This window comes from Nocardia sp. NPDC102475 (assembly GCF_055584605.1).
The window spans coordinates 231,501-257,236 of sequence record NZ_JBVJLS010000011.1; the positions used below are offsets into that span (position 1 = coordinate 231,501).

The 25,736-nt window shown below is 66.9% G+C and carries 21 protein-coding genes; 4 read left to right on the plus strand and 17 right to left on the minus strand.

Translation table 11 applies throughout. The features are described from left to right. Positions 1–51 precede the first annotated feature (51 nt). Complete coding sequence (locus tag ACZ60G_RS21535) at positions 52–2,325, plus strand: ATP-binding protein (RefSeq protein WP_465811811.1); 2,274 nt, start codon at positions 52–54, stop codon at positions 2,323–2,325. Positions 2,326–2,329: 4 nt separating this feature from the next. On the opposite strand, the gene ACZ60G_RS21540 is transcribed toward ACZ60G_RS21535, so the two are convergent. From ACZ60G_RS21540 to ACZ60G_RS21560, 5 genes are all read right to left on the minus strand, one after another. Beyond that, positions 2,330–2,845 (minus strand): DinB family protein, encoded by a 516-nt coding sequence (locus ACZ60G_RS21540; RefSeq protein WP_465811812.1) that lies wholly within the window; start codon positions 2,843–2,845, stop codon positions 2,330–2,332. Between the two features lie 94 nt (positions 2,846–2,939). Then, the gene (locus tag ACZ60G_RS21545; protein WP_465811813.1) at positions 2,940–3,788 is read right to left on the minus strand and encodes an alpha/beta fold hydrolase; all 849 of its coding nucleotides are present in this window, start codon (positions 3,786–3,788) and stop codon (positions 2,940–2,942) included. Then, positions 3,788–4,981 (minus strand): 3-hydroxy-9,10-secoandrosta-1,3,5(10)-triene-9,17-dione monooxygenase oxygenase subunit, encoded by a 1,194-nt coding sequence (hsaA, locus tag ACZ60G_RS21550; protein ID WP_387293214.1) that lies wholly within the window; start codon positions 4,979–4,981, stop codon positions 3,788–3,790. Before hsaA ends, ACZ60G_RS21545 begins: the two co-directional genes overlap by 1 nt. A 147-nt stretch (positions 4,982–5,128) precedes the next feature. Next, the gene (locus ACZ60G_RS21555; RefSeq protein WP_465811814.1) at positions 5,129–5,833 is read right to left on the minus strand and encodes a response regulator transcription factor; all 705 of its coding nucleotides are present in this window, start codon (positions 5,831–5,833) and stop codon (positions 5,129–5,131) included. 133 nt (positions 5,834–5,966) lie between these two features. After that, positions 5,967–7,454, minus strand: coding sequence for an FAD-dependent oxidoreductase (locus ACZ60G_RS21560; RefSeq protein WP_465811874.1), 1,488 nt, complete (start codon positions 7,452–7,454; stop codon positions 5,967–5,969). Between the two features lie 169 nt (positions 7,455–7,623). Between ACZ60G_RS21560 and ACZ60G_RS21565 the strand changes: the two genes are divergently transcribed. Further along, entirely contained in the window at positions 7,624–10,041 is a 2,418-nt protein-coding gene (locus ACZ60G_RS21565; protein ID WP_465811815.1) for a PEP-utilizing enzyme, read from the plus strand. Positions 10,042–10,099: 58 nt separating this feature from the next. Beyond that, positions 10,100–11,038 (plus strand): tyrosine-protein phosphatase, encoded by a 939-nt coding sequence (locus ACZ60G_RS21570; protein ID WP_465811816.1) that lies wholly within the window; start codon positions 10,100–10,102, stop codon positions 11,036–11,038. A gap of 13 nt (positions 11,039–11,051) precedes the next feature. Here the strand turns inward: ACZ60G_RS21570 and ACZ60G_RS21575 are convergent, their stop codons facing one another. The 5 genes from ACZ60G_RS21575 to ACZ60G_RS21595 form a co-directional block, all read right to left on the minus strand. Beyond that, positions 11,052–11,693, minus strand: a complete 642-nt coding sequence (locus ACZ60G_RS21575; RefSeq protein WP_465811817.1) for a maleylpyruvate isomerase family mycothiol-dependent enzyme — start codon at positions 11,691–11,693, stop codon at positions 11,052–11,054. Positions 11,694–11,860: 167 nt separating this feature from the next. Continuing rightward, complete coding sequence (locus ACZ60G_RS21580; RefSeq protein ID WP_465811818.1) at positions 11,861–13,588, minus strand: N-acyl-D-amino-acid deacylase family protein; 1,728 nt, start codon at positions 13,586–13,588, stop codon at positions 11,861–11,863. Positions 13,589–13,676: 88 nt separating this feature from the next. Continuing rightward, positions 13,677–15,302 carry an alpha/beta fold hydrolase gene (locus tag ACZ60G_RS21585; protein WP_465811819.1) on the minus strand — a complete coding sequence of 542 codons (1,626 nt, stop codon included), beginning with the start codon at positions 15,300–15,302 and terminating at the stop codon, positions 13,677–13,679. An 82-nt stretch (positions 15,303–15,384) separates the two neighbouring features. After that, complete coding sequence (xylB, locus tag ACZ60G_RS21590) at positions 15,385–16,797, minus strand: xylulokinase (protein WP_465811820.1); 1,413 nt, start codon at positions 16,795–16,797, stop codon at positions 15,385–15,387. Next, a complete protein-coding gene (locus ACZ60G_RS21595) occupies positions 16,797–17,795 on the minus strand; it encodes a zinc-dependent alcohol dehydrogenase family protein (protein WP_465811821.1) in 999 nt (332 codons plus the stop codon). The genes xylB and ACZ60G_RS21595 overlap by 1 nt, the downstream gene beginning before the upstream one ends. Positions 17,796–17,863: 68 nt before the next feature. Here ACZ60G_RS21595 and ACZ60G_RS21600 point away from each other — a divergent pair, with 68 nt between their 5' ends. Continuing rightward, positions 17,864–18,379 (plus strand): hypothetical protein, encoded by a 516-nt coding sequence (locus tag ACZ60G_RS21600; protein WP_465811822.1) that lies wholly within the window; start codon positions 17,864–17,866, stop codon positions 18,377–18,379. On the opposite strand, the gene ACZ60G_RS21605 is transcribed toward ACZ60G_RS21600, so the two are convergent. From ACZ60G_RS21605 to ACZ60G_RS21635, 7 genes are all read right to left on the minus strand, one after another. Further along, positions 18,365–19,384 carry a glycoside hydrolase family 172 protein gene (locus ACZ60G_RS21605; RefSeq protein ID WP_465811823.1) on the minus strand — a complete coding sequence of 340 codons (1,020 nt, stop codon included), beginning with the start codon at positions 19,382–19,384 and terminating at the stop codon, positions 18,365–18,367. The genes ACZ60G_RS21600 and ACZ60G_RS21605 overlap by 15 nt on opposite strands. After that, a complete protein-coding gene (locus ACZ60G_RS21610; protein ID WP_465811824.1) occupies positions 19,381–19,836 on the minus strand; it encodes a thioredoxin family protein in 456 nt (151 codons plus the stop codon). Before ACZ60G_RS21610 ends, ACZ60G_RS21605 begins: the two co-directional genes overlap by 4 nt. Positions 19,837–19,904: 68 nt before the next feature. After that, positions 19,905–21,389 (minus strand): FGGY-family carbohydrate kinase, encoded by a 1,485-nt coding sequence (locus ACZ60G_RS21615; RefSeq protein ID WP_465811825.1) that lies wholly within the window; start codon positions 21,387–21,389, stop codon positions 19,905–19,907. Continuing rightward, positions 21,386–22,798, minus strand: a complete 1,413-nt coding sequence (locus ACZ60G_RS21620; RefSeq protein ID WP_465811826.1) for an L-fucose/L-arabinose isomerase family protein — start codon at positions 22,796–22,798, stop codon at positions 21,386–21,388. The genes ACZ60G_RS21615 and ACZ60G_RS21620 overlap by 4 nt, the downstream gene beginning before the upstream one ends. Before the next feature lie 324 nt (positions 22,799–23,122). After that, the gene (locus ACZ60G_RS21625) at positions 23,123–24,049 is read right to left on the minus strand and encodes a glycoside hydrolase family 32 protein (RefSeq protein ID WP_465811827.1); all 927 of its coding nucleotides are present in this window, start codon (positions 24,047–24,049) and stop codon (positions 23,123–23,125) included. Between the two features lie 96 nt (positions 24,050–24,145). Further along, the gene (locus tag ACZ60G_RS21630) at positions 24,146–24,904 is read right to left on the minus strand and encodes a hypothetical protein (RefSeq protein ID WP_465811828.1); all 759 of its coding nucleotides are present in this window, start codon (positions 24,902–24,904) and stop codon (positions 24,146–24,148) included. 60 nt (positions 24,905–24,964) lie between these two features. Then, positions 24,965–25,735 carry a tyrosine-protein phosphatase gene (locus tag ACZ60G_RS21635; RefSeq protein WP_465811829.1) on the minus strand — a complete coding sequence of 257 codons (771 nt, stop codon included), beginning with the start codon at positions 25,733–25,735 and terminating at the stop codon, positions 24,965–24,967. Between the last annotated feature and the right edge of the window lies 1 nt (position 25,736).

Sequence of the window (25,736 nt, forward strand, 5' to 3'; positions counted from 1 at the left end):
ATGCCCGGGACGGCGGCCGCGCATGAAAAGGTATGCAGCGTGGTGCGGCACGTGACAGGGAACCTCCCCGCTGAGGTGACGAGCTTCGTAGGTCGTGACGCGGAGGTCGCCACGGCGCGCAAGCTGCTGTCCAGCACCCGGCTGTTGACGCTGACCGGGCCAGGTGGCGTCGGGAAGACCCGCCTGAGCCGACGGGTGGGGGAGACGGTGCGTCGCGCCTTTCCCCACGGCGTGTGGCTGGTTGAGCTGGCGCATGTGCAGGATGGGGATTTGGTGGCGTTGAGCGTCGCGCAGACGCTCGGTCTGCGCGACGACACCACCTCACCCGTTATCAGCCTGACCGGATTCCTGGCCGACAAGAACCTGCTGTTGATCCTGGACAACTGTGAGCACTTGATCGGCGCATGTGCCGAACTCGTGGACCGGCTGATTCCGACGACCACCGACGTGCGGATACTCGCGACCAGTCGCGAGTCGCTCGGGGTGTCCGGGGAGCAGGTCATGCCCGTATTGCCGCTCACCGTTCCGGAGGCGGATGCGGACGAGGCACGTCCAGCGCACGTAGACAGCGATGCGCTGCGGCTGCTGATCGACCGGGCGGTCGCCGCGAATCCCGACTTCCAGGTCACCGATGCCAATCGGAGGGTGCTCGCGGCGATCTGTCGTCGGCTCGACGGCATACCACTGGCACTCGAGTTGGCGGCATTGCGGTTGCGGATGTTCACGCCGGATCAGGTGCTCGCGCGTCTGGACGATGCGATGCGGCTGCTCACCGCGGGGTTGCGCACCGCGCCGGAACGGCAGCAGACCCTGGAGGCCGCGATCCGGTGGAGCTATGACCTGTGCACGCCCGACGAACAGCACCTGTGGGAGCAGCTGTCGGTCTTCGCGGGTGGTTTCGATCTGGAGGCCGCGGAGGCGGTCTGCGTGGTCCCGGATGTGCTGCTGGACGCGTTGACCGGGTTGGTGGACAAGTCGGTGCTCGGCTACCGGCAGAACAGCGACGGTACCGGGCGCTACACCATGCTCGAACCGTTGCGTCAGTTCGCATTGGCGGGATTGGTCGCCCGCGGTGGTGAGCGGGCGGTGCGGCTGCGTCATCGCGATTACTACCACGGGATCGCCGCGCAGGGCCGCACCGCGTACTGGGGTAGCGAGGATGTCACCTGGTTCCGTGACGTCACCCGCGAACATCCGAACATGCGTGCGGCACTGCAGTTCTCGCTCGCCGATCCGGAAAGCGCCCATCGCGCACTGGAGATCGCGACGGAACTGCGCCCGTTCTGGGAGCACTACCGCTTCCTGCTGGAAGGCTATCGCTGGCTCCTGGAAGCACTGGAGAAGGATCGCGACCATACGAAGGACCGGGCGCGCGCGCTCGCCGCGGCCTCGGTGATCGCGGCCATGCTGTCGGATCCGGAGACCGCGACCCGATTCGCGGACGAATGTCTGGATATCGCAACCGAACTCGATGCCGAAGACGTGCTCGTCGAACATGCGTTGCTCGTCGCGCTACTGGCATTCGCCAACGACGAACCGAGACAGGCACTCGATATCGCCGAGGCCGCCTCCGACCGTGCGCGTGCCTGTGCCCACCACGGCGTCGAGATGGAGAGTCTCGCGTTCGCATATGTGTGTGCGCTGGTGTTGGAGGACGAACGGGCGGGCGCGATCGCGGATCGCTTCCTCGCCAAGACCCAGGACTACGGCTCGCACCTGCTGGGCGGCCTGGGGCATTGGGCGGTGGGTACCGATCGGTGGCGTCGAGGCGAGCAGGATGAGGCGATTGTGGAACTGCGCAGGGCGGTCGAGTTGTTCAGCCTGTTCGACCGGTGTGTGTGGACGGCGTCCGGTTTCGACGGACTCGCGTGGGTGGCGACCGCCGATGGTGATCTGAACCGTGCGGCACGGCTGATGGGTGCGGCGTCGACGGTGCGCCGCGGCAGTACCCAGCGGCTCGCCCATGAGATGACCGAATTCGTCGGCGACAAGGTGCGCCTGCAGGTGCGCGATGCGATGGGCGAGAAGGAGTTTCGGGACGCCTTCGATGCGGGCGCGGCCTTGGGGTTGGAGGAGGCGGTCGCTTTCGCGCTCGGCACCCCGTTGCCTGCTGCGCCGGTGAAAACCGTTGCGGCGGATGTGCTCACTCGGCGCGAACGTGAAGTCGCGCGGTTGATCGGGGCGGGTGCCAGCAACAAGGGCATCGCGAGCGAGCTGGTGATTTCGATTCGGACCGTCGAGAGCCACGTCGACCACATTCTCACCAAATTGGGCTTCACCTCGCGGACGCAGATCGCCGCGTGGGTGAGCCGGAATCAGATCTGAGGTGTCAGTCGCCGGTCACGCCGTCGATGCGTTCGCGTAGGAAGTCGGCGTGGCCGTTGTGTCGCGCGTATTCCTCGATCATGTGCACATAGACCCAGCGCAGGCTGAATTCGATGCTGCGGTGTGTGAAGGCATGGTCCAGGGATAGGTCCGCGACGGCGGCGTCGGCCGACTTGATCTCCGCGTGCAGCGTCGCCAGATCCGCGGCGGCGTCGGCATTGGCGATATCGTCGAAATCGCCGTTCGGGTTGTCCTCGCTGCAGTACAGGTAATCCAGCGGTTCGCCGCAGGTGGCGATGCGGAACCAGCCGCGTTCGCATTCGGCGAGGTGGCGGACCAGGCCGAGCAGCGACAGCGTCGAAGGTGCGACGCAGCGCCGCTTCAGCTGCTCGGCCTCGAGCCCGGCGCATTTCCACAGCAGGGTGCGGCGGTGCAGGTCGAGCCAGGTCTGCAGCATGGTCCGCTCGTCGGCGACCAGCGGCGGCTTGGTTCTGGTGATCTCGGGTGCGGTCCACGTCACCGGCCGACTGTAACTCCGAACCCGCGCCCGGATCTCGCGAATTAATGCGATATCGGCCGGACATAGTGATGCCTATGTCGCCTCGGCATCGGCGCTACAGGCCGGAGTTCAGGAAGTCGATGACCGCGCGCTCGAAGGCGTCCTTGCGCTCGATCTGCACCCAGTGCCCGCAGCGCCCGAACAGCCGCAGATCGGCATTCGGCAGCTGACGCGACGGCAGCAGCGCACCCTCGGCCGGAGTGACCCGATCATCGCGGCCCCACAGCAGCAGCACCTCATTGCGCAACGCGCGCAGCCGCGCCCACAGCGGAATCGGTTCCGCGAAAGCGGGATTCGCGAAGGTCGCGTAGGCGTCGCGGATCGCCGCGATGGCGGTCGGATCCGCCGCCGCGGCCCATCGGTTCTCGACCAGTTCGTCGGTGAGTACCGCCTCGTCGAACACCATGGTCCGCAGCCATGCGAGTACCCGCTCCCGGGTCGGCTCGCCGGTGAAGTCGAGCAGCCGCCGAATCCCTTCGGACGGTTCGGGTCCCAGCACATTGACGCCGACCCCGCCCGGCGCCATGAGCACCAGCCGGTCGATGCGCCGGCCGTGTTCGAGCGCCACCAGGGTCGCCACCGCACCACCCATGGAGTTGCCGAGCAGGTGCACCGTCGGCAGTTCGAGGTGATCCAGCAGTCCGAGCACAGCGTCGGCGGCGATGCGCAGATAGTTGCGCTGGTACACCTCGGGGCGCTCGCTCGCGCCGAAGCCCGGCTGATCCAGGATCAGGCAGCGGAAGTGTTCGGCGAGCACCGGCAGGTTCGCGCCGAAATTGGCCCAGCCGGACACCCCCGGGCCGGATCCGTGCAGCAGCACCAGCGGCGGACCCGAACCCGCCTCGTGGTAGCGAAGTTTCAGCCCGTCGACGGTGATATGGCGACTGGTATCCGCCGCGTCCATCAGACCATCCGATCTTCGACCGGCAGCCCGAATTCACCGCGGCCGAACATGGCGAGGGCGCGCTCGACGTCATTGATGACGTGCACACTGCCAGCGTGTGCGTCGCGCCAATGTCGTTCGATCGGATTGGGTTTGCGGATCGAGTGGCCACCGGAATTGTCGAACAGCAGCTCGATCGCCTGGATCGCGCGCTCGGTGCCGCGCACCTGATCGCGGCGGGTGCGCAGCCGGGTTTCGTACGGAATCTCCTCGCCCGCTTCGGCATAACGCAGTTGCTCGGAAATGTTGTGTTCCATCTGCAGGATGGCCGCGTCGATTTCGGAGCCCGCGCGCGCGACCCGCACATGGGCGAATGCGTCCTCGGCCACCTTCTGCCCGCCGTAGGAGAGCCGGACCCGCTCGCGCATCCGCTCGATATGCGCCTCGTACGCGCCCTGTGCGGCACCGATGATGGGTGCGGTGATGGTGTTGGAGAAGACGCCGGCGAACGGAATCTTGTACAGCGCAGCGGGATTGGCTTCCTGGCCCGGACCGCGCAGCTGTGATTGCTCGGTGGCGCTGTAGGCGCGGTGATGCGGCACGAAGGCTTTCTCGATGACGATATCGTTGCTGCCGGTGCCGGACAGGCCGACCACGTGCCAGACATCATCGATGCGATAGTCGTTGCGCGGCACCAGGATTGTCAGATAGTCCTTGGGGTTGCCGTGCTCGTCCGGGGCCAGTGCGCCCAGGAATGCCCACTGGGCATGGTCGCAGCCGGAGGAGAAACTCCACCGTCCGCTGACCTCGTAACCGCCCTCGACCGGCGTGAGTCGACCGGTCGGGGCGTACGAGGAGGAGATGAGCGTGTCGGAATCCTCGCCCCACACCTCTTCCTGCGCCTGCAGCGGGAAAAGTGCCAGCTGCCAGGGGTGCACGCCGAGCACCGACGACACCCAGCCGGTGGACGGGCATGCCGACGCGATCGTGCGAATGACCTCGTAGAACGCCACGGGGGAGGCTTCGTCACCGCCGAAACGCGACGGCTGCAGCATGCGGAACACCCCCGCCTCGGTCAGTTCCCGGATGCTCGCCACCGGAACCCGCCGCTGCAGATCGGTCTCCGCGGCTCGCTCCCGGATTGCCGGGAGCAGATCCCGAACCCGATCGAGCACCTTATTGGGCCCACCCGTCACCCGACCACCACCCCTCATCGAATCGCTGCGCGATGCTGGGTTCATGGGAGTCCTCCTATGTTCTCGCGACCGGTGTGCCGGACGACGCCATAGTTGTGACGCTATGGCGGCCGTGGCGGCGCGTCGGGGAGAAGTCCCGGTGATCGGAACGCTCGGAGGTGGTGTCTATACCGCGTGCAGCAAACTCGATGCGGCGGTTGTCTCATACGGGTCCGGACCCCACCGATAGCCGTAGCCGCGGATATTCGTGATCAGCCCGGGGCGGTCCAACTTCGCGCGCAACGAGGCCATATGCACATACAGCTTCCGTGACACCGCCAGCATCGAGTCGCCCCAGACGCAGTCCATCAATTGCTCACGGCTGACCGCGATTCCGGGCCGCTCGGCCAGGACCCGCAGCAACTCGAACTCCAGCCGGGTGAGCGGAACCAGCTCCCCGGCCACCTCAACCCGCCGCGCCGCGAGATCTACGCGAACATCTTCGCTGGTCACCGTCTTACCCCGGGCGGCGCTGGCAACGCCGACCCGGCGCGTGACCGCCTCGAGCCGTGCGGCCAACTCACCGATGCGCGCGGGTTTGACGACATAGTCGTCGGCGCCGCTGTGCAGCCCGAGCACAATCGAACGCTCATCGGCGTGCTCGCCGAGGATCACCACCGGCACCGAGCTGACCTCGCGCAATTTGCGCAACACCTGCAACCCGTCCATATCCGGCAGACCCATGTCGAGGATAACGGCGTGATAGCCGTGGTGCGCCAGGAGCAGATCGGCCCCGCGATACTTGCGCTCCACCTGATGACCGTGCAGTTCGAGCCCCTGCGCCAGGGCGTCGCCGCCGTCGGCTTCACCATCGATCATGATCAGCCGCATCCGTCTCACCTTCCCGCACGATCCGCCCAAGAGCAGCGAACTTGCATGGTCGCCGCCGACGCCCCGGCACGCAAAGTTATTCCCTTGCCACCCTTGGGAAACAGTGCTCCGGCTGGAGAAGCTCTTGATCGCGTCAGTGCTCGGATGACCGCGCGGCGGTGGTGCCGGCCTTGCGGCCGAAGAAGGTTGCGTCGCCCAGGGAGGTGCCGCTGATGTAGCCCTCGCCGTGCAGGCCGGAAGAGGCGCGGCCGGCCGCGAAGAGGCCGGGTATGGGGAGGCCGTCGAGGTCGAGGACGTGGCCGTCGAGGGTTGTGTGGAGGCCGCCGAGGGTGAAGACGGACGCGCCGGTGCCGCGGCGGTTGCCGGATTCCGAGGGTGGGCGGACGCCCGCTTTCACGTCGATGGCGGCCAGCGGGGGTGTCAGTGGGCGCAGCCAGCGCGGAGCTTTGTGGAAGTCGGGATCGGTTCCGCGCGAAGCGAATTCGTTGTAGCGGTTGATGGTGGCGGTGAGTGCGCCGGGCGGCAGGGCGAGTAGTTCGTCGAGTTCGTCGATGGATTCGGCGACGTGAGTCGGGCGCACACCCCAGCGTTCGCGTTCGGGCACCTCCCCGTAGCCCTGTTCGTCGAGCACCACCCAAACGTTCATGTCGTGACCGAAGAGCGCGGCCTGGCCGATGCGGCCGGGATAGGTGTCCTCGTTGACGAAGCGCAGGCCGCGATGGTTGACGATCATGCCGCGTGCGGCGAAGCCCGGAATCAGCGAGGCGCCGACCTGACCGGCCGACATATGCCGCACGGCGGCGCCGGCGGCCTGTGCGATGCGGATGCCGCTGCCGTCGTCGGTGCCCGCGCTCACCTTGGTGTGGCCGAGCAGACGCGGTGCGTGGGCGGCGAGCATATCGTCGTTGTCGACGAAACCTCCGGTGGTGAGCACACATCCGCGTCGAGCCCGAATTGCGAACTCCTTGCCGTAGTGTCGAGCCACCACGCCGACCACCGAGCCATTCTCGCCCAGAATCAGATTCGTCGCATAAGTGTCGTATTGCGCTGTCACACCGGCAGATTCGGCTGCCGAAACCAGGCAGTCCAGCAGCAGCTTTCCGCCGAAGTCATGCGCGGTAGGCCGGTGACCGCGTGGGGCGGGAATAGCGATTTCGGTGAACGGCCAACTGTTTTCGCCGAGCCACATCAGCCCGTCATCGGTCGGCGGCACCCAGGCGGGAGCATCCCAGAGGCTGGGTTTGAACGGCACACCGCGATCGACGAGCCAGTGGAAATGCGCCACGCTGTGCTCGCTGTAGTGCACGATCTTCGACACATCCGCGCCCGGCCCGAGCGCCGCCACCAGGAATGCCGCCGTCTGCTCGGGACTGTCGTCGAACCCGCACGCCCGCTGAATCGGCGTACCGCCGCCGAGGTAGATCTCGCCGCCCGACAACGCCGACGCGCCACCCGGCCCACCGGCCCGATCCAGCACCAAAACCTCGGCACCGGCCGTCGCGGCTTCGAATGCGGCGCAAGCCCCCGCACTGCCGTACCCGACGACCAGCACGTCGGTCTCGATGTCATAGGACTTCACCTCGGCGGCGGCACGCGGCGCGACCGATCTGCGGACCGTCATGGCATCGAGGCTGCGCGCGTCCACCGAGTGACGGAATCGATCATCTCGGTGGTCGAGCCGGGTACTCCCGTTCAGTGGGACTGGCACCGATCGCGGCGTCCCGCACTCGCGATGGTGTGTGAACGGCGTCACGTTCGCGTATCCCGGCGCCAGTGAGGAGAGGAAATCGATGCGGGTCCTGGTCACCGGAATCACCGAGCCGAGCGGTCGCGCGGTGGCGCGCATGTTGTTGGCCGCCGGGCACGGAGTGGTCGGGCTGGACCAGCGGCGGCATCGCTACATCGATCCGCGGGTGCGGATCACGACCGACCACACCGACGCTGTCGACGGCTGCGCGAGCGTCGTACATCTGGCGGCAAGCGGGCTCGCCGAAATCGCCGCCGCCGCACGCGAAGCCGGTGCGCGGGTGGTGGTTCCAGTCGGTCCTCGCTCGACACGGCTTCCGGACGACAAGGCGATGGCGGTGCTGCACGCGTCGGGCGCGGATAGCGTGCTGGTGCGCACCGCGCCGATCGCCGGTCGCCGGATCGGGCACGAAACCCGCCGGGCACTCGAGCCGATTCTCGGCTCGAAGTCCGACGACGGATTCCAGCTGCTGCACAGCGACGACCTGGACCGCTTCCTGGTACTGGCCGCCACCGCGCTGCCGTCCGGTCATAGCGAAGGTGGGCTCGAGATCGTCGAACTCGCAGCCTTCGGCGTGGTGACCACCGACGAGGTACGCCGCATGATGCGCGAAGCGGGGGTACGGTACTCGGCCCGGGTGCCCGGCTGGTCCGGCCGCCACGCTCTCCTGGATCCCACTGTCGCACAGGAGAAGTGGGGCTTCCGCTGTGGCTGGACGGCACGCGAGGTCATCGCGGATCTGGTGCGCGGGATGATCGGCCGCAAACCCGACGGCGGCGGCTTCCGCACGCGGAAGGGCGCAATCCCGTTGCCGTCACACGTGATTCCATCCCGTGCCGCCACGTCGGACAACCATCCGCTCACCGATGTCGCCCCGGAAGGTCTCGAAGGCGAATTCGACGATCGGGTCGACGAGAGCTACCCGGTACACACCGCGACCAATACTTCCGAGGCGCTCCCCGGCCCGATGACACCGCTGACCATCGACCTGCAGGCCGGTGCCATCCGCCTCAGCAACGAGGCCATGGGCGAGATGATCGCCCTCGACGGAATCGCCTTGGAACACTGGACGAGTCGGGTCACCACGGTGCTCGGCCACCACATCTACATCAATGCCTCGATCGGCGTGCTCGCGGCCGAGAATATGCCGGGCTGGGATGAGGAGAGCATCCGCCGCGACGCCTATGGGAATATCCCGGCCGAAATCGCCCTGCAGCCGCATGGCAAGCCGCCGATGCCGACCGGGCTCGCCAGCACGCTGGCGACCTGGCGCGCAACGTCCCGGGTCATCGCCACCGCCCGCCGTTTCGGCAAGACGGCCGAGCTGATCAATGCCGCGTCTCATGCGGAAGCTTTGAACGCGAACGAGATTCGTGAACTGTCCGATGAGCAGCTGCATGTCCGTGCCCTGCTCTGGCGCGATCGTCTGCACCAGGCGTGGCAGGCCGCCGCGATCGGTGTGATGATGACCGGCGCCGCCACCGCCATCCACGCACGCGGCAAGGATGCGGGCGAGGTTCCGATCGACCTGACCCGGTTGGAATCGGCGAAACCCATGCTCGCGGTGGAACGCCTGGCCGAATTCTGCCGCGCCGACGCCGATCTCGCCGAGTCGGCGCGCGCCGGTGATATCGATGCGACGCGGACGAAATCACCTGCTTTCGCCGCCGCGCTCGACGAGGAGCTGGCGAAGGTCGGGCACCGAGGTCCCGGTGAATGCGAGCTGGTCAACCCGACATTCGGTGACCGCCCCGCCCTCTTGGTGAGCGCCGCCGCCCGCGCCGCGCAAATGCCGGCGCCCAAGCGTGAAACCGTGGATTCATCGCCGAGTCGCACGGCTCGGATGGCCGCCGGAGCTACCGTTGCCCGCGAACGCGCACGCGACGGCGTCGTCCGGATCACCCACTGCCTGCGACTTGCCGTGCGCGAGCGGGCCGATCGGCTCGTTCGCGCCGGTCGATTGCGCGTGATCGACGACGCCTGCTATCTCACGCTGGACGAAATCTTCTGTCTCCCAGCGGATGCGGCCGACAAGGTGGCCCGCAGGCGCGCGGAACGCACTCGACTGCAAACCATCAGGATGCCCGATGTCATTGCCGGACAATGGGAACCGGTCCCCGACGCGGCGGCGCTTACTGCCGGCGAAAGCCTGAGCGGCATCGGTGTCTGCGCCGGTGTGGTGGAGGGCCGGGTGAAGCTGGTGCTGTCGCTGGATGACGATATCGAGCCCGGCGACATCCTGGTCGCCGCGGTGACCGACACCGGCCACACCGCCATGTTCGCCTACGCCGCCGCCGTGATCACCGATATCGGCGGGTCCGCATCCCATGCCGCGATCGTCGCCCGCGAATTCGGCATTCCCTGTGTCGTCGACACCAAGACCGCGACCACCAGCCTGGCCGACGGCCAGCGCGTGCGCGTGGACGGCGCGGCCGGGACTGTCACGCTGCTGGCCGACTGAGCGCGGCCCGACTTGGGTCGCAGACCATATGCGGCCCTTGATGAAAGGAACACCCCTCGTGAAGAATTCGCGCGCTTTCCGCGGCACGATCGCGGCCGCGGCCGCAGTGCTGGTCGGCGTTCTCCCGGCGCTGGCCGGACCGGCGTCGGCGGGTCCGGCGCTCTCGGGGCCGGCCGTGCCGGTGCTGCGGTCCCCGGGCCAGGCCGATCGGCCGATGGGTCTGGCGCACGCGCCGAATGCCCGCGATATCGGCGGCTATCCGGCCAAGGGCGGCAGTAAGCTCGCGACCGGCGTCGTGTACCGCTCCGACGCGCTGGCCAAACTCGACGCGGGCGAACAGCAGAAGCTGGTGTCGCTCAACATCACTCAGGTCATCGACTTCCGCAGCCCCACCGAGACCGGCCGCGATCCCGATAAGCTCCCGGCATCGATCCGCCGCACCGAACAGCCGGTCTACGATCCGGCCAACGACTTCTACCTCATGGTGGCGCGACTGATCCAGGCCGGACCGGCCGCCCAGCAGGAGGCGCTCGGCGACGGCAAGGCCGCCAAGATCATGCGCGACTACTACGCGTGGTTCGTTTCGAACCCCACCGCGCGCGCCCAGTTCGCCCAGGCATTCAAGGACATCGCTACCGCGCAGGGCGCGGTGCTGTACCACTGCACGGCGGGTAAGGACCGCACCGGCTGGATGACCGCGATCCTGATGGGCGCGCTGGATGTCCCGAAGGGGCAGATCTACAACGACTTCTTGGACTCCAACGACAACTTGGCGGCCGGGAACAAGGCGCTGCTGGACGGGCTCGTCGCCCAGGGCTTGGTGACCGATCGTGCGCTCTGGGAGCCGATCCTCGGTGTGCAGCGCGAATTCCTGGACGCGGCGTTCGACCAGGTCCAGGCGTCCTACGGCTCGTTCGACAGTTTCCTCGGCGATGGGCTCGGGATCGACGGCACGACGCTGGAGGCGCTCGAGTCGAAGATGCTGACCAAACACTGAGCTTGTGCCGGTGTCACCGCGAAGGTGACACCGGCGCTGTGAATCTCTCGGCCGCATCGCCGCGCACACTTCCCGCGGGCAGCGTCCGGCCGCACAACACCAGCAGCAGATCCTGGGCCGAACCCGCGAGCACCGAACCCGAGCCGTAGGTGAAATCGAGATCATCGGCCCGCAGCTCGATCCCGTCCAGGTCGACGCCGAAGAAGTTGACACTCTTCGGCGAGAGCGCCCCCAGCACCGTTCGCATGCGCTCGGCCGGGACGACGCGGTCGAGCCCGAGCGCGACGGTGATATCCAAACCGTGGATGACATCGTGACTCAGCGCACCCGCGTACCCGCCACCCGGCGGCTTCCACGGATGATCCACATTGTCGCGCACCGCGGCGACCAGATCCTCGGCTGTCAGCACCGCCGCATCCGACCGCGCACTCCTATCCGCCAGCTTGTTGAAATTCCCACGCGCCTTGAGCATTTCGAGTGCGAACCGCGGCGTGGACATCCGAAACGGCATGGTGATATGCGCAACCACCTCCCGCACCCGCCATCCCGCACACAATGTCGGCTCATCCCACGCCTCGGCCTCCAGCCCGGCCAGCATTTCCGCCAGCTCACCCCGCTCCGCCTCGATCGCCGCCCGCACCTCGGTCTCCGTCATCGCATCTCCTCCGCCCATAACCAGCCCCCTCCACCACCTACGACGAAACTCGACCCTCGAATTCATCGGTCGCCGAGGGAATCGATCAAGATCAGGTGGAACTGGTGGCGGGAGCCTCTCGCGATTTGCCACCATGGTCAGTGGTTTGGGGGTGGGGTGGGAGTCGGTCACCTGGCTTCGAGGAAGGTGCCCGCCTGGGTCGTGGTGCCGAAACCCGGTGCGAAGTCGCCGTATTCGTACAGCAGGTGACCACCGACGATGGTCGCGGCGACGGCGCGGTCGTTGCGGTTGACCATGCGCTCCAGGCCGTCGATACCGGGGACGGGGGCTTCGGCGTAGGCGGCGCTGGAGCCGTCGAATCCGGCGGGGTCGATGACCGCGATATCGGCGCGGGCGCCTTCGGTCAGACGGCCCGCATCCAGGCCGTACCAGTCGGCGAGTTCGCCGGTCAGCCGGTGGATCGCGGTCTCCAGCGGCATGAAGGCGCGCCGGTGGACGCGCTCGAGCATGCGCAGGCCGAAGTTGTAGAAGGCCATATTGCGCAGGTGGGCACCGGAATCGGCGAAGCCGACCTGGACGACGGGGGAGCGCTGGAGCCGGTCCATCACCTCGTCGCGATCATTGGCGATGACTGTGCGCCAACGCAATTGGGCACCGTGCTCGACGGTGAGGTCGAGCAGGGCGTCGGCCGGGTGGATGCCGCGTTCGTCGGCCACCTCGCCGAAGGACTTGCCGATGACCTCGGGATCCGGACACGCGACGATCTGGGCGTCGTAGAGGTCGCGATGCCATACGCGGGGACCGTATTTCTTGCTCAGGTCCTTGCGGAACTGTCGCCGGTAGGATTCGTCGGCGAGCAGTTCACCGCGCTTCATCACATCGCGGATATTGAGTGCCGCGACACCGGAGCCGAACTCCTCGAACACCACCAGATCGACACCATCGGCGTACACCTCGAACGGCACCGGCAGATGCTGCCACCGGAATTGCGCTCCGCCAACGGTATTCGCGATCCAGGCGGCGATCGTGGCGGCCCGCGCGACGGTGCGGTCGGCCTTGACGTCCATCCCCGCGATCAGCGTGGTCTTCAGCGGCTTACGGAACGGTCGGCCCGCGCTCTCGGCGAAGTAGCGCGCCAGCTCGACGCGGGCCGTCAGGTTGGGCGTGCTCTGATGGATCCGATCGCGCTGCCGCAGAATGTCGTTCAGCGCTCGATATTCGCGCCAGGTGGCGTAGGTCGACGGCAGCTGTCGGGTCGGGAAGCGCACGCCCTCCAATTTGGAGAACGAACTGCGGATGGTGGACAGCCCGAGGAAACCGGCATCGAGTGCGTCGGACAGCATCTCGCGCATGCGGTCCAGTTCCACCTCGGTCGGCCGCGCCGCCGCGTCCACGGCCCGAGCCAGCCCCATTACCGCGACCCGCACATCCGAATGTCCCAGTAGCACAGCCACATTCGCGCCGAGTGGGCGCGCGGCGAGGGCGCGAGCGTAGGCATGCGGACCGTCCCAGTCCTTGTGCTCCTTGACTGCGGCATGCACCGCATCCCACGGCAACGCCTCCACCCGGGCGAACATATCGGCACAGTCCTCGGCCTCGGAATACACCGTCGACAATGAACAATTCCCGAACACCACGGTGGTGACGCCGTGCCGTACGGACTCACCGAGACCAGGGTTGCCGAGCACCTCCGCGTCGTAATGCGTATGCACGTCGAGCATTCCGGGCATCACCCATTTGCCCGCCGCATCCACCGTGCGCGCGCCGTCGGGCAATGCCGAGGCGCTGATCACGGTGACCCGGCCGTCGGTGATTCCGACATCGGCGACGCGCGGCGGTGTGCCGAGCCCGTCGAATACCGATCCGCCGCGAATCACCAAATCGCACCGAGCCATCTCAGCCCTCGCATCCAAGTAGGAGATACCGGTACTACCGGTATCTCCTACATCGTCGCACGGGTCGGTGTCGGCCTCTCGAAAAAGGTCAGGCGACCTCGAGCGCCAGGTAGGTCGCCACCAGCATTCCGGCCATGACGCCGAGGCCGACCAGCGGGCCGAGCATGGCGACCGAGAGCCAGCCGAGGCCGATCAGCGCCCCACCCGCCAACCAGGTCGCGACCGGCGCGAAACGCGACATCAGCTCGAAGAACTTGCCCGGCGTGGCATGGTCGGCTTCGCAGGGCGCCTCGCCGTCGTGGACATATCCGACGACACCGGGTAGCCGCTTGGCAACGAGGGCGGCGCCGTGTCCGCCCTTGATGTAGCGCACCTGCAGCGTGCCAGGCGGAACCGAATCGAATCCGGTGAAACCGCCGACCCCGACATCGCGCATGCCGAGTCCGCGCAATGCGCTGCACAACCAGGCGACCGGCTTATCGGCGCTGGCGCACACATTCACCAGCGAGCCGACCTGCCCGCTGTCGGCGCATTCCACCCAGTCGAATTCACGGGGCAGCACACTGCCCGCCAGGAAGACGTTCTGGAATGCCAGCGCCGGTATCTGCTTGAGCGATTGCCCGAACAGGTAGGTGCCATTGCTGTGCCCGACGAAGTGGAAAGGAATGCCGGGATGCCGGGCCAGGTGGTAGCTGTACTGATCGGCGAACCAGCGCAGATTGCGGCGTCGGGTGAACGGCAGTGCGAAGTTGTAGGCCGACAGCCGCCCGTAGGACGGTGTCACCACCAGCACGTCTGGTTCGAGCTCGTGCAGTTTCCGCTCGAGTTCGTTCGGCCATTCGCCATTGCCCGATCGAATTCCGTGCAGTGCGAATACCACCGATTTGATGGTCGCCTCGTGTTCGGGCAGCGGGCTCGGGTTGGTGGATTCGATGTCCTCGGTAATGGCCCAGCGCAGAATGTCGTAGCGCTGTCCGGTGTAATCCTCGCGGACCTTGCGTCTGGTGCAGGCGATGTCGGCGTGTGTCGCATTGGGCATGAGCTTCTGAACGCCGGTCGGCAGTGTTTCCAGATCGCGGCTGTCCTCGCTGTTCACCGCCCAGTCGTTGCGTGCGCGCACCTGTACGACAGTCGGTGCTTTCTCGCCGAGATCGGCGATTTCGCGCAGCCATTGGATGCGCAAATTGGTGATGAACGGTGAACCGCAGAGCATCTCCAGCACCGTGAACGTCTGCAGCAGCGGCGCCAGCATCTTGGCCAGTATCCGGAACGGCCAGGGCGCGCGGTCCAGATCGACGCCGCGATTCGGCGCGGCGAGCAGCACGATGCGGGAGACGGCGTCGGCCCAGGCCAATTGCGGGCCGTCGAGACCGCGCAGTGCCTGCAGGAAGGCGTAGCGGAGCATGACGCCGCCGATGCTGTGTCCGATGAGGACGATCTCTTCGGTCTGGCGCGGTCCGGTCCAGTAGGCATCGATGCGATCGGCGAGATCGCGGCAGCGCGCGGTCAGGCTCCCTCGGCTCAGCCGCGTGACCGGCTCCGGGAATTGCCAGTAGACGGCCTCGTCGGGCCCATATCCTGGCTCGTGGCGCAATTTGTCGAATAGGTCCTTCGCCGCATGCGGCGGTTCGGAAAGACCGGCGACATAGACGATCAGTCGACTGCGCTGTGCGTGCGCGGATTCCATGATGATTCCCCCCGGGTGCGGTGCCATCGATCCTCATTCGACGGCATGCGGTGGTGCTTCTACTACAACATCGCGAATACGTCCACCGGTGTTTCCCGCTGCACTGTATTCATCCAGCGTAGAGGGCATGCCGTGCGTTCTCGTACGCCGTCCGGATCTGCCGCCCGATCGCCCCACCGTCGCTGGGTGCGCGGATCTCGGCGATGGTGTGTGCGGCCCAACTCGGAGGCTGTGTGGTGCCGCCCAGGGCCCAGGCCGCCTGCCGGGCGGCCCCGAGCGCGACGTACTCGTTCGGCTCCGGGACCGTGACCGTGAGGCCGAAGATCTGGGCGGCGAGTTCGGCGACCAAGGCGGAGCGGGCCGCACCGCCGATGAGCAGCACCCGGTGGATCGGGATTCCCGAGGTGCGCAGGTGGTCGAGCACGTCGGCCATATTGCAGAGCATGCCCTCGACGGCGGCGCGCGCAATGTGGCTGGGGCGCAGAGTTTCCGGTCGTAGACCGTGCAGACTTCCCGTGGCGTGTGGCAGGTTCGGGGTGCGTTCGCCGGATAGGTAGGGGAGCATGACAACGCCATCGGAACCCGGCGGTGCCTGGCGTGCAAGGGTTTCCAGGCCGATGAGGTCGACGCTGAGCAGTGTGGCAGTGGCGTCCAATACGCGGGCGGCGTTGAGTGTGCAGGCCAGTGGCAGGAATGCGCCGGTCGCGTCGGCGAATCCGGCAATGGCTCCGGTGGCATCGGCGCTCGGTGCGGCGGCACGGGTGTAGACGGTGCCGCTGGTGCCGAGTGAGATGACGACGTCCCCGTCTGCGATGCCCAAACCCAGTGCGGCACCGGCATTATCGCCGGTGCCCGCCGCGACAAGTGCGCCCGCGGGTGTGCGTCCGACCGCTTCGGCGGGTCCGGCGACCCGGGGCAGTTCCGGGTTCCGGCCCCGGAACGCATGGGCGAGTAAGTCTTTGCGGTACCGGCCGGTCGCAGGCGACCAGTAGCCGGTGCCCGAGGCGTCGCCGCGATCGGTGGTCGGTTCGACGGTGTGATCGGACGGCCCACCCCGCAATCGCCAGGTCAGATAGTCGTGCGGAAGCAGTACCCGGTGTGTGCGGTCGGCATGTCCGGGTTCATGATCGGCCAGCCACCGCAGCTTGGCGACGGTGAATGCCGCCACCGGCACACTGCCGACGGCATCGGCCCACATTTGCGGGCCGCCGAGTTCGGTGATCAGCTCTTCGGCCGCGTCGGCGGACCGGATATCGTTCCACAGCAGCGCATCCCGGACCGGATGACCGTCGGCGTCCAGTGCGACCAACCCGTGCTGCTGGCCCGCGATCGCGACCGCATCGGCCCGGTCCAACAACCCGTCGCCTGCCGAACACAGTGCCTGCCACCAGAATTCGGCGGGAACCGCGGTGCCGTCCGGGTGCGGGGCGCGCGCTTCGTCCAGAATCTCGCCCGTATCGGCATCGCACAACACGACCTTGCATGACTGGGTGGAGCTGTCCACCCCCGCGACGGTGGCCATCAGGCTCCCGGCCTGAGCTGGATCTTGCGGCCGGTGCCGGCTCGGAAAGTCTGTAGCGCATCGGGGAATTCGGCCAATCCGAAGCCGTGGGTGATCATGGTGTTCGCATCGATCACGCCCTTGCCCATGAGTTCCACCGCGCGGCCGAAACTGTGCAGCACCGCCATCGAACCCACAATGGTGATCTCGTCGTTGTAGATCCGGAACGGTGAGATCGACGTCGTCGCCGCGCCCGGCGCCACCCCGAACTGCTGGAACACCCCGCCCCGGCGCACTCGGCCGAGTCCGTCCTCGATGGCGGCGATCGCGCCTGTACAGTCGATGACCACCTCCCAACCCTGCGGGCGGTCGAATTCGTCGGCGGTTGTGGCGGTGGCATCCGCGCCGAGGTCGATGGCCACCGCGAGTCGCGCGGTATTGATGTCGACCACCGACACCGACGCGGCCCCCACGACCCGCGCCAGCTGCAACATCAGCAGACCCATGGTGCCCGCGCCGTACAGCAGATAGTGCGCGCACAGTGCACGCGGCAGCACGTCGAACGCATGTACCGCACACGACAACGGCTCGACGAGCGCGCCGTGCGCGGTCGACAGCGTCTCGGGCAGCCGATAGCAGTTCGAGGCAGGCACCGCGACGTATTCGGCCATCGCACCGTCGACGGTATCGCCGATCGCGCCCCACCGTTCGCACAGATTCCCGCGCCCGATCGCGCAGTAATGACACGTCCCGCAGAACAACGACGGATCCACCGCGACGGAATCGCCGATCCGCACACCAACGACGCCCGAGCCCAGTGCCACCACCGAACCGGCGAACTCGTGACCTGGCACGATCGGATAGGGCGTGGGCGGGAATTCGCCGTCGGCAATATGCACATCGGTGCCGCAGATCCCCACCGCATCCACCCGCACGACGACTTCGCCGGGCTTCGGCGTCGGATCCGGCACGTTCTGCACGGCGATTTTCCCAGGCGTTTCGATCACGACCGCGCGCATAGCACTACCTTGCACCCGACCCCCGCCGCTGCGCCGCATTTCGCTCCGCTCGCATGGCGGATTTTCGGATGAGGCAGACTGTCGCGGTGAACGACGACCCGGACCGGCACGCCGAGGTGCACGTCCGCACGGGCGACGGAACCACACTGCCCGCCCTGACGGATCCGCTGTTGGACGATCTGCTGCGCGAACCACCCGATCCGGAATATCCGGCGATCGTGGTCGAACGCGGCGAGTACGCCTACATCCAGGCGCGCCTGCTGCCCGACGGCGTGTACGAACTCGAGCACCGTGCGGCCGCATCGGACGAGTGTTTCCAGATGTACACCCCCGATGCCAGGTTCGTGCGCGATGTCATGTGGGCGTGGATCGACGAAAACGCTTGGTGGCGTGAGAGTGTCGGGTGGTATCGCGTCGATCCGGCGGTTGCGGAATTGGAAGCCGCCCGACGCGAGATGTCCGGTCTGCTGGACGGACTTTCGGTCATGGACGGTATCGAGTCGGCGATGGACGATGCGTTGAGCCGCGCGGACGAGCTGCTCGCCATGGAACTTCCGGATGACGACGAGCTAGACCGAGGCTAGGCGGCTCTGATACCACAGCGCCGTTGTCGAGATATCGGCTTCCGTCAGCGGCAGATAGGTGCCGTCGTCGTGCCAGCCGAGCGCCTGAATCGTCACGCGCAACTCCTGCTGGAAGCAGATCGGATCGCGAATATGCCAGCGATACATGCCGAATCGCTGATGCGGCTGGTAGATCTCATCGGACGGCAGGACCTGGTGCAGGCCGAGGTAGGGCGTCGAATAGGTGCGGTAGGCGCCGTCGAGATCGAAATTCCATGCGCCGCCGAAGTAATCCTCGGTGCCGGTGCCGCAGAGGGTCGGATGGGTGGTGTCGCCGTCGAGGTAGAACTTCAGCTCGCCCTCACCCCACCAGCCCGGTGCGCCGGGCCGAATCGCGAGGTAGGTACCGACATATCGGCCGGGACCCGGTATCGCGTCGAGAATTGTGTGCACGGCGGGCGCGCCGAGTGGCGTGCTGTGGCGGCGTAGCGCGTGCAGATATCCGGCGGAGTCGGGGACATCTTCCTCGGTATAGGTGAATTGGTAGTAGACCGGCACCGCACGGTCAGTGCCGTTGTGCAGGGTGACCCTGGCCTGCTCACGAAAAGGCATGGGCCAGAAGCTGTTCAGACCACCGGCGGGAGCAACCACCACCATCTCGGACTGCACAAGTGCCAGCTCGTCCCAGCCGTTGCAGAAGAAGTCGCCGAGTGGCAGGTCGATCGATGGCTCGGGTTCGTCGTCCCAGTACATGCGCAGGGTGAGCTGCCGCAGCACCGTGCGGTCGGTGGTGAGCCAGCAGTGGCGCAGCACGCCGGAGCCGGAAATGTCTGCGAGCGTTACGGTTTCGCCCGCATCGAGGTGAATCGACGGGGAGATTTTCCAGCCGGGTCCGAGTAGCCGCGCCGCATGTGCCCCGGTGCCCTCGGTCGCGCGAGCCCCGGCACCGGAGGAGCCGGTCGGATTCTCCGCACTGATCGAGCGGGTCCGTGCGGCGTCGAGCCGCCAGAGTTCCGATGCCGTCACAGCCCCGGCCAGCCGTATCGATCGGTGACCGCGGCGTGGCCCGCGCGCTTCTGATAGGCGATGGTGGTCGGCGGCTGCTCGGGTGCGCCGACCGAGACGCCCGCCGAGAGTTGCGCCAGCTCGCGCCGGAATTGGTCCATATCCAGCCAGAGGATCTGCTGCGCCAATTCCTCCATCGTTTCGGCGGACAGGGCACCAGCCTCCGAATAGACCAGCAGGCCCTCGCGGAAAGCCATGAGCGTCGGGTAGGCCGAGACCCCGGCCATTTCGGTCAGTTGCTTCTCGGCATCGATATCGACTGTGCCGTAGACGATTTCGGGGTGCAGATCCGCGGATGCCGCGAAGACCTCGGCGAATCGGCGCGACGGCTCACACCACTGCGCACCCCAATCGATCAGCACGATATGGCTGTTCGCGACGGTCGCGTCGAAATTGTTTCGGGTCACTGTCATTGTCGGCATCGAGGTCCTCGCGATAGCTGTCGTGTAAGCAACCCTGCATCCTCGCATAGGCGGCGGCTTTACGGGAGGTGAGCGGATCGGTGTTGCTCCGCCGCCAGAAAATGCGTTATATCCGCGGTGGCTTCATACAACTCGCGGTAGCGGCCGTAGTACGACGCATAGGTCGCGCCACTATCCGCATCGGGCTCCACCATGCCGATGATCGGATTCCAGGCCGCGGTATCGACGCCGACGGCCTCCGCCGCGAGCAGTGCGTCACCGAGGCAGGCTCCGACGGTATCGGCCGGTAGTTGCTGCGGCAAGCCGGTCACATCGCTGACGATCCGGGTCCACAGCCCGCCCTTGGTCCCGCCGCCGACGGCGACCAGTCGCGGGGGCTGTCCGCCCGCCATGGCTTCGAGGTTGTGCCGCACGCCGTAGGCGATGCCCTCGAGCACCGCCCGGTACAGCTCGGCACGTCCGTGTCCGAGGGTGAGGCCCGCGATAATGCCCCTGGCATCCGGATCGAACAGCGGTGTGCGCTCGCCCGCGAAGTACGGGAGCGCGAGCAGGCCCCGACTGCCCGCCGGAACCTCGGCGGCCTCGGCCACCAGGTCGGCGAAGTCGCCGCCGACGAGTTTGCGCAGCCAATCGGTGACCGCGCCGGAGGTCGCCATGCCCGCCGCCGATGTGTAGGTGCCGGGCCAGGTGCCGCAGGTGAGCCAGAGGCCGGGATGCGGGCGGGGATCGGTCAGCACCTGCACCACGAACATGGTGGTGCCGTACATGATCATGGCGTCGCCGGGTGCCCGGACACCGACGCTGGCGGCCTCGGCCCAGGCGTCGATGGTTCCGGTGGTGACGGGCAGCCCGGCGGGCAGCCCGGTCGCCGATGCGGCCGCCGCACTCACCTTGCCGACAATCTCGGTGGGCCAGGCCAATTCGGGCAGCCTCAGACCGGGAGCAACCGTTGCTGCCCAGTCGTGCGCCCAATATCGTTGGCGCAGGTCATACATCGGGACGCACTGGCTGGCCGATTGGTGATCGAGCACATAGCGTCCGGTAAGCCGGTGCACCAGAAATGAACTCGCCATCAACAGCATCTCGGTACGCGCCGCGACCTGCGGCTCGTTCCGGGCCAGCCAGCGCAACTTGGGGCCGACGGCCTGGCTGGTCAACGGCGAACCGCCGCGCTCGAGAACGGCGGCGGCACCGAATTCCCAGTTCAGTTCGGCGATTTCGGTGGTTGCCCTGGTGTCGACGCCGTAGAGGATGGCCGGGCGCAGGGGGTGTCCGACGGCGTCGGCGGGCAACAGGCACGGTCCGATGCCGGATACGGCGAGGGCGTCGAGCGTCGCGCCGTCGGCCGCGTCGAGGAGTTCGCGGGTGATCGCGCGGAACTCCGCCCACCAGATGTGTTCGGCATCGTGTTCGACCCAACCGGGCCGCGGTGTCGAAACACCGTGCGTTCGTTCCGCCCTGGCGATAACGGTGCCATCCGACCGGACCAGAACGCCCTTGGAACTGGAGGTCCCGATATCGACGCCGAGGAATGCGCTCGTCATCGGGTGAACTCGTCGAGGGTGATATCGAGGAGATCGCAGGCGGCCCGGACGGTGGCGCGATGGTCGCCGGGGACGGCGTGAATATGGTTGGCGCCGAAGCGGGACAGGAAATCATCGGCATGTGCGTCCAACCGGGCGAAGGCATGCGGCCATTCCCAGGTGGACTGTTTCATCAGCGATTCGTTGGTCGCCTGGTCATAGGTCTCGAAATCGCCCAGCATCAACTGCATTCGGTAGTCGCCGTCCTTGCGGGTGAGGCGGGCCAGGGTCATCCGGCCGGGCGCGGCCAGATGGTGCACCGACGCACCGCCCGCCGGGAAGAAGAACACCTCCGGATAGAGATGTACGTTGGCGAGATTCTCGGTCGGTTCGTCGCTGCGGGCGGCGAACCAGGTGGCGTGCTGACCCGAATTGCACAGATCCCAGATATCGCGGTCGGCGTGATAATGCCGGACATCGGCGAAAAGCACCGGGGTGTGGGTGATCTGCTGCAGTAGCCGCATGGTGAGTGCGCCGTCCATATCCGCTTCGGTCGCGCACACATGGGGTTGTTTTGGGCCGTTCCAATCGTAGGGGTCGTTGAGGAACGCCTCGGTGATATCCATGGTGGCGAAGTATTGGGTGAGCTCCGGCTGGCCTTTGATACCGGAGAAGTCCAGCCGCCATTCGTCGATCAGCTCACGCACGGCCAGATACGAGCGAATCTGGCGTTCCAGCAATTGCGGAGTGAGTTTCACGCCGTCGTAGTGCACACCGGCGGTATTGCGCTCCAACCACTCTCGCGCCCCTTTCGCCTCACCGGCATCGGCCTGCTCGGCGCGACGGACGATCTCCCACTGGTCGATCTCCTCGACATCGATGCCGAACAGGCGCTGCCACTGATCGGTATTGGCGACAGCGGTATTCATCCCCATCGGCCGCCCGCCGAAGCGCCCGAAAGTGCTCCCGCGCAAGCTCGATACGGCGGCGGCAGCGGTCGCCTGACTACCGATCGCCTCGATCAGGGCGGTATCGGCCGGATCGCCCCACAACCGGGTATGCGCGCGGCCGATCTGATCCAGCGCACCGCCCGCGGCCAGCATGCCGACCATGCCCGGCTGCACCGGATCGATATTGGACAGCAACAGCAGCGGACCCGGTGTCGCACCCGCGGCCAGCATGGTGAAGTGCGGGAACGCCCAGACCGCATAGTGCAGCACCGTGAGATCCACACCGGCGGCGGCCACCTCGCGTGCCACCGAGCCGGCCAGTGCGTTCGTACTGATCTGCGACGCACCCCGGATCACCTCGTGCCCGGCCGCCCGCAACCCGGCGACCAGCCGATTCTCGGCCGACTCGATGAACTCCGCGATCCCGGCGTGCACATAATCACGCCCGTCGGACACGCTCATTACCCCGATCCGCGCCATCCCGACCGCCTCCCAACGCGCAGGCCCCCTCCAGGATTATCTATCCGAAGAGGGCCGCCGGTGGTCGGCTTCGGGCGAGCGGGTTCGAGGTCGTTATCCGCCGGTGACCCGGCTCTCGACCAAATCGGCCGTGATCGCATCGAGCCGCCGGGCGCGCTCCGGATCGAAGTCCCTGCCCGCCAAGGCAAGTCGCGTGCGGCGTCGGAATGCGGCGAGCGGTTCGGTCGGCGGATGGTCGATCAGTTCGGCGATGGGGACGATGGCCTTCTGCTCGGTTTGGGGGTCATGCGCACGGTGGTCGGTGCACCGGCGGTCTCCGAAGCGTCATTCGAGCAGACCAGGGTGCTCGTGGCGGGCATGGTGCGATCGCTCAGCGGGGAACGGCCGCGGTGACGGGGCGCGGGGTGGGGAAGGTGAGTGGTGCGAGGTGGACGCCGCCCTGGGCCCAGCCCGCGCTGGTGATCCACCAACGGTCGTCGTCGCGCACGAGTTCGGCGGCGTGGGCGGCGATATGGCCGACCTTGTCGCCGATACGGAACCGGAAGGGTTGTCGCTGTGGAATACGTCGGTGCCGACGTAGTGCGGGCGCGGACCGATGAACAGGTACCACCATCCGCCGTGGTGCACCACGAACGGGGATTCGGTATTGCCCGCCTCGGTGCCGATCGCGGGGTCGGTGTATGCGATATGGCGGTCGCCCCAGTGCACGAGATCGCCGCTGGTGCGGTAGGCGACGATGTGGTGCCCGCCGCGCGGTGTACTGGTGGCGCAGTAGTACATGACCCACTTCTCGCCGATACGTACGACCATCGGATCTCTCGCGTCGTAGCCGTCGAGGAACAGCGGTCCGGCTCGGCTGCGGGTCCAGCGGAACAGGTCGGTGGAGGTGGCGAGGTTGATGGCGGCGGTGGTGCGGTCGGTGCCGCCGCCCGCGTAGAACATGTAGTAGCGGCCGTCGACGCCGATGACATGCGGTGCCCAGAGATGTGTTTCGCCGTAGCCGGGATCGACGGTCAGGGCGGATGGTCGCTTGGTCCACGGTCCATGCAGCTGCGGTGCGGTGGCGTGGGCGAATTCTGTTTCGTGGAACGGGTCGGCGGGTTCGGGATGGGTGATGCCGAAGAGGTGCCAGCGGCCGGATTCGTCGCGGACAATGGTGTGGTCGTTGATGTACCAGGGGTGCGATTCGCCGTCGCCGGGGTTGTAGATCCTCGTGAACGCGCCCGCTCTCACCACCTCGCGCGTTGCCATACAGCTCATGATGACGTGCGCGGACCTCGCTGAGGTCAGGTCTGAAACATTGAGATGTCGCGGGCTCTCAGCCGCCGTTGGCTCGGGAGCTGTCGGCTAGGGCGTTGTCGGCTTGGACGCGGGTGTCGTTGGCTCGGGCGGTGTGGTCTGCGGTGTCGATGACTCCGGCGCTGTGGACTCGGGCGTCGTCGGCTCCGTAGCTGCTGTCTCGGGCGTTGCCGGCCCGGGAGCTGTCGGCTCGGGCGTCGTTGGCTCGGGGGTTGCTGTCCGGGGCGCCTCAGGCTGTTCCGTTGTCGGCCGGGGAGCACTGGATTGAGCTGCTGGTGGCGGGGCCAGTGGTTGCGAAGCTGGCGGTTGGGGCGCCGTCGGCTGCGGCGTTGTCGTCGCAGGTGCGGCCTGGGAGGCGGCGGACCGCTGCTGGTTACGCCGCAGTACCGCCTGACTGAAGCTCGTACTGCTGAAATGAGTTCCATAGACCCCGAGCGCGACCACCCCGGCCGCGATCACCGCGACGCCCGCGCTCCAGTCGATATGCCAGAACGCCGCGACGACGCCGACGAGCGAACTGAGCAGGGCGATGGCCTTGGCCGCATCATCGGTCATGCTCGGGCTCGGCGCCTGTTCGCCCGACTGCCATTCGTCGAGCATCAGCAGTACCGCGAGCAGTGGCAGCGAGATCGCGAAGGCGATCATGGAGATCCGACCGGAGACGCCCAGCGGCGAGGCCGTGAGGAAACCCTGCAGGATGACGACGCCGATGGCGATCAGCCCGCCGTACATCAAGCTGTTCTGCTTGGCGTACTTCTTCTTCTCGGCGGGGGTGGCCAGTTTCGTGTAGTCGACGTCGTCGTGCACGCTGGTGACCATACTGGACCTTCGGCGGTAATTCCGGATGAACAGTTGCCACGGCGGGGACTAGGCGGCGTCAACCAGCACCGCACGGAGTTGGGCCAGTTCTGCACCGGAAAGTCCGTTGGTGCGCAGCCATTCGGCCGCCCCGCCCTGAGTGGTGTGCAATTCGTCGAGGAACCGGATGATCACATCCGGATCGACCGCCAGGATGCCGGTCCGGACCGGTGGCAGCCCGTGATAGGACGGCAGCGCGTCCAGGCGTTCGCGGATGCGTTCCAGGCGTTCGCCGGTGAGTGCGTAATCGGCGGCGATGGCCTCGGCCGGGACACCCACCGCATCCAGCACCATGGCCGCGAGGATGCCGGTGCGGTCTTTGCCTGCGGCGCAATGGAAGACGACCGAGTGACGTTCGGCATCGGCAATGAGCCGGGCCGCCGCCACGATGGATTCGCCACTGCCGGTGAGGAGTTCGCGGTAGAGCGCGACCAGGTCGTACTTTCTGCCGTCGGGAACCAGCTCGGCGGGGGTGGCGACGACGTTCGTCGCCTTGCGCACCGGGAGATTGACCATGCGCACCGCCGCGCTGCCGGTCAGTCGGCCGTAGCCCTCGCGCAACACCTCGTCCGGGTTGCGTAGGTCGATCAGCGTGCGCAGACCGACCGGACCGGTCAGGATGGCCAGATCGTCCTCGGTGAGGTGCTGGGGGGTGCTGGAGCGGTAGACGACGCCGAATCTGGTTGTGCCGCCGCCGATCACCGGGAGCCCGCCGAGGTCGCGGACATTATCGATTTGGGCGAACTCTACCCATCGCCGCTGGGTGCTGTCGGTGAACATC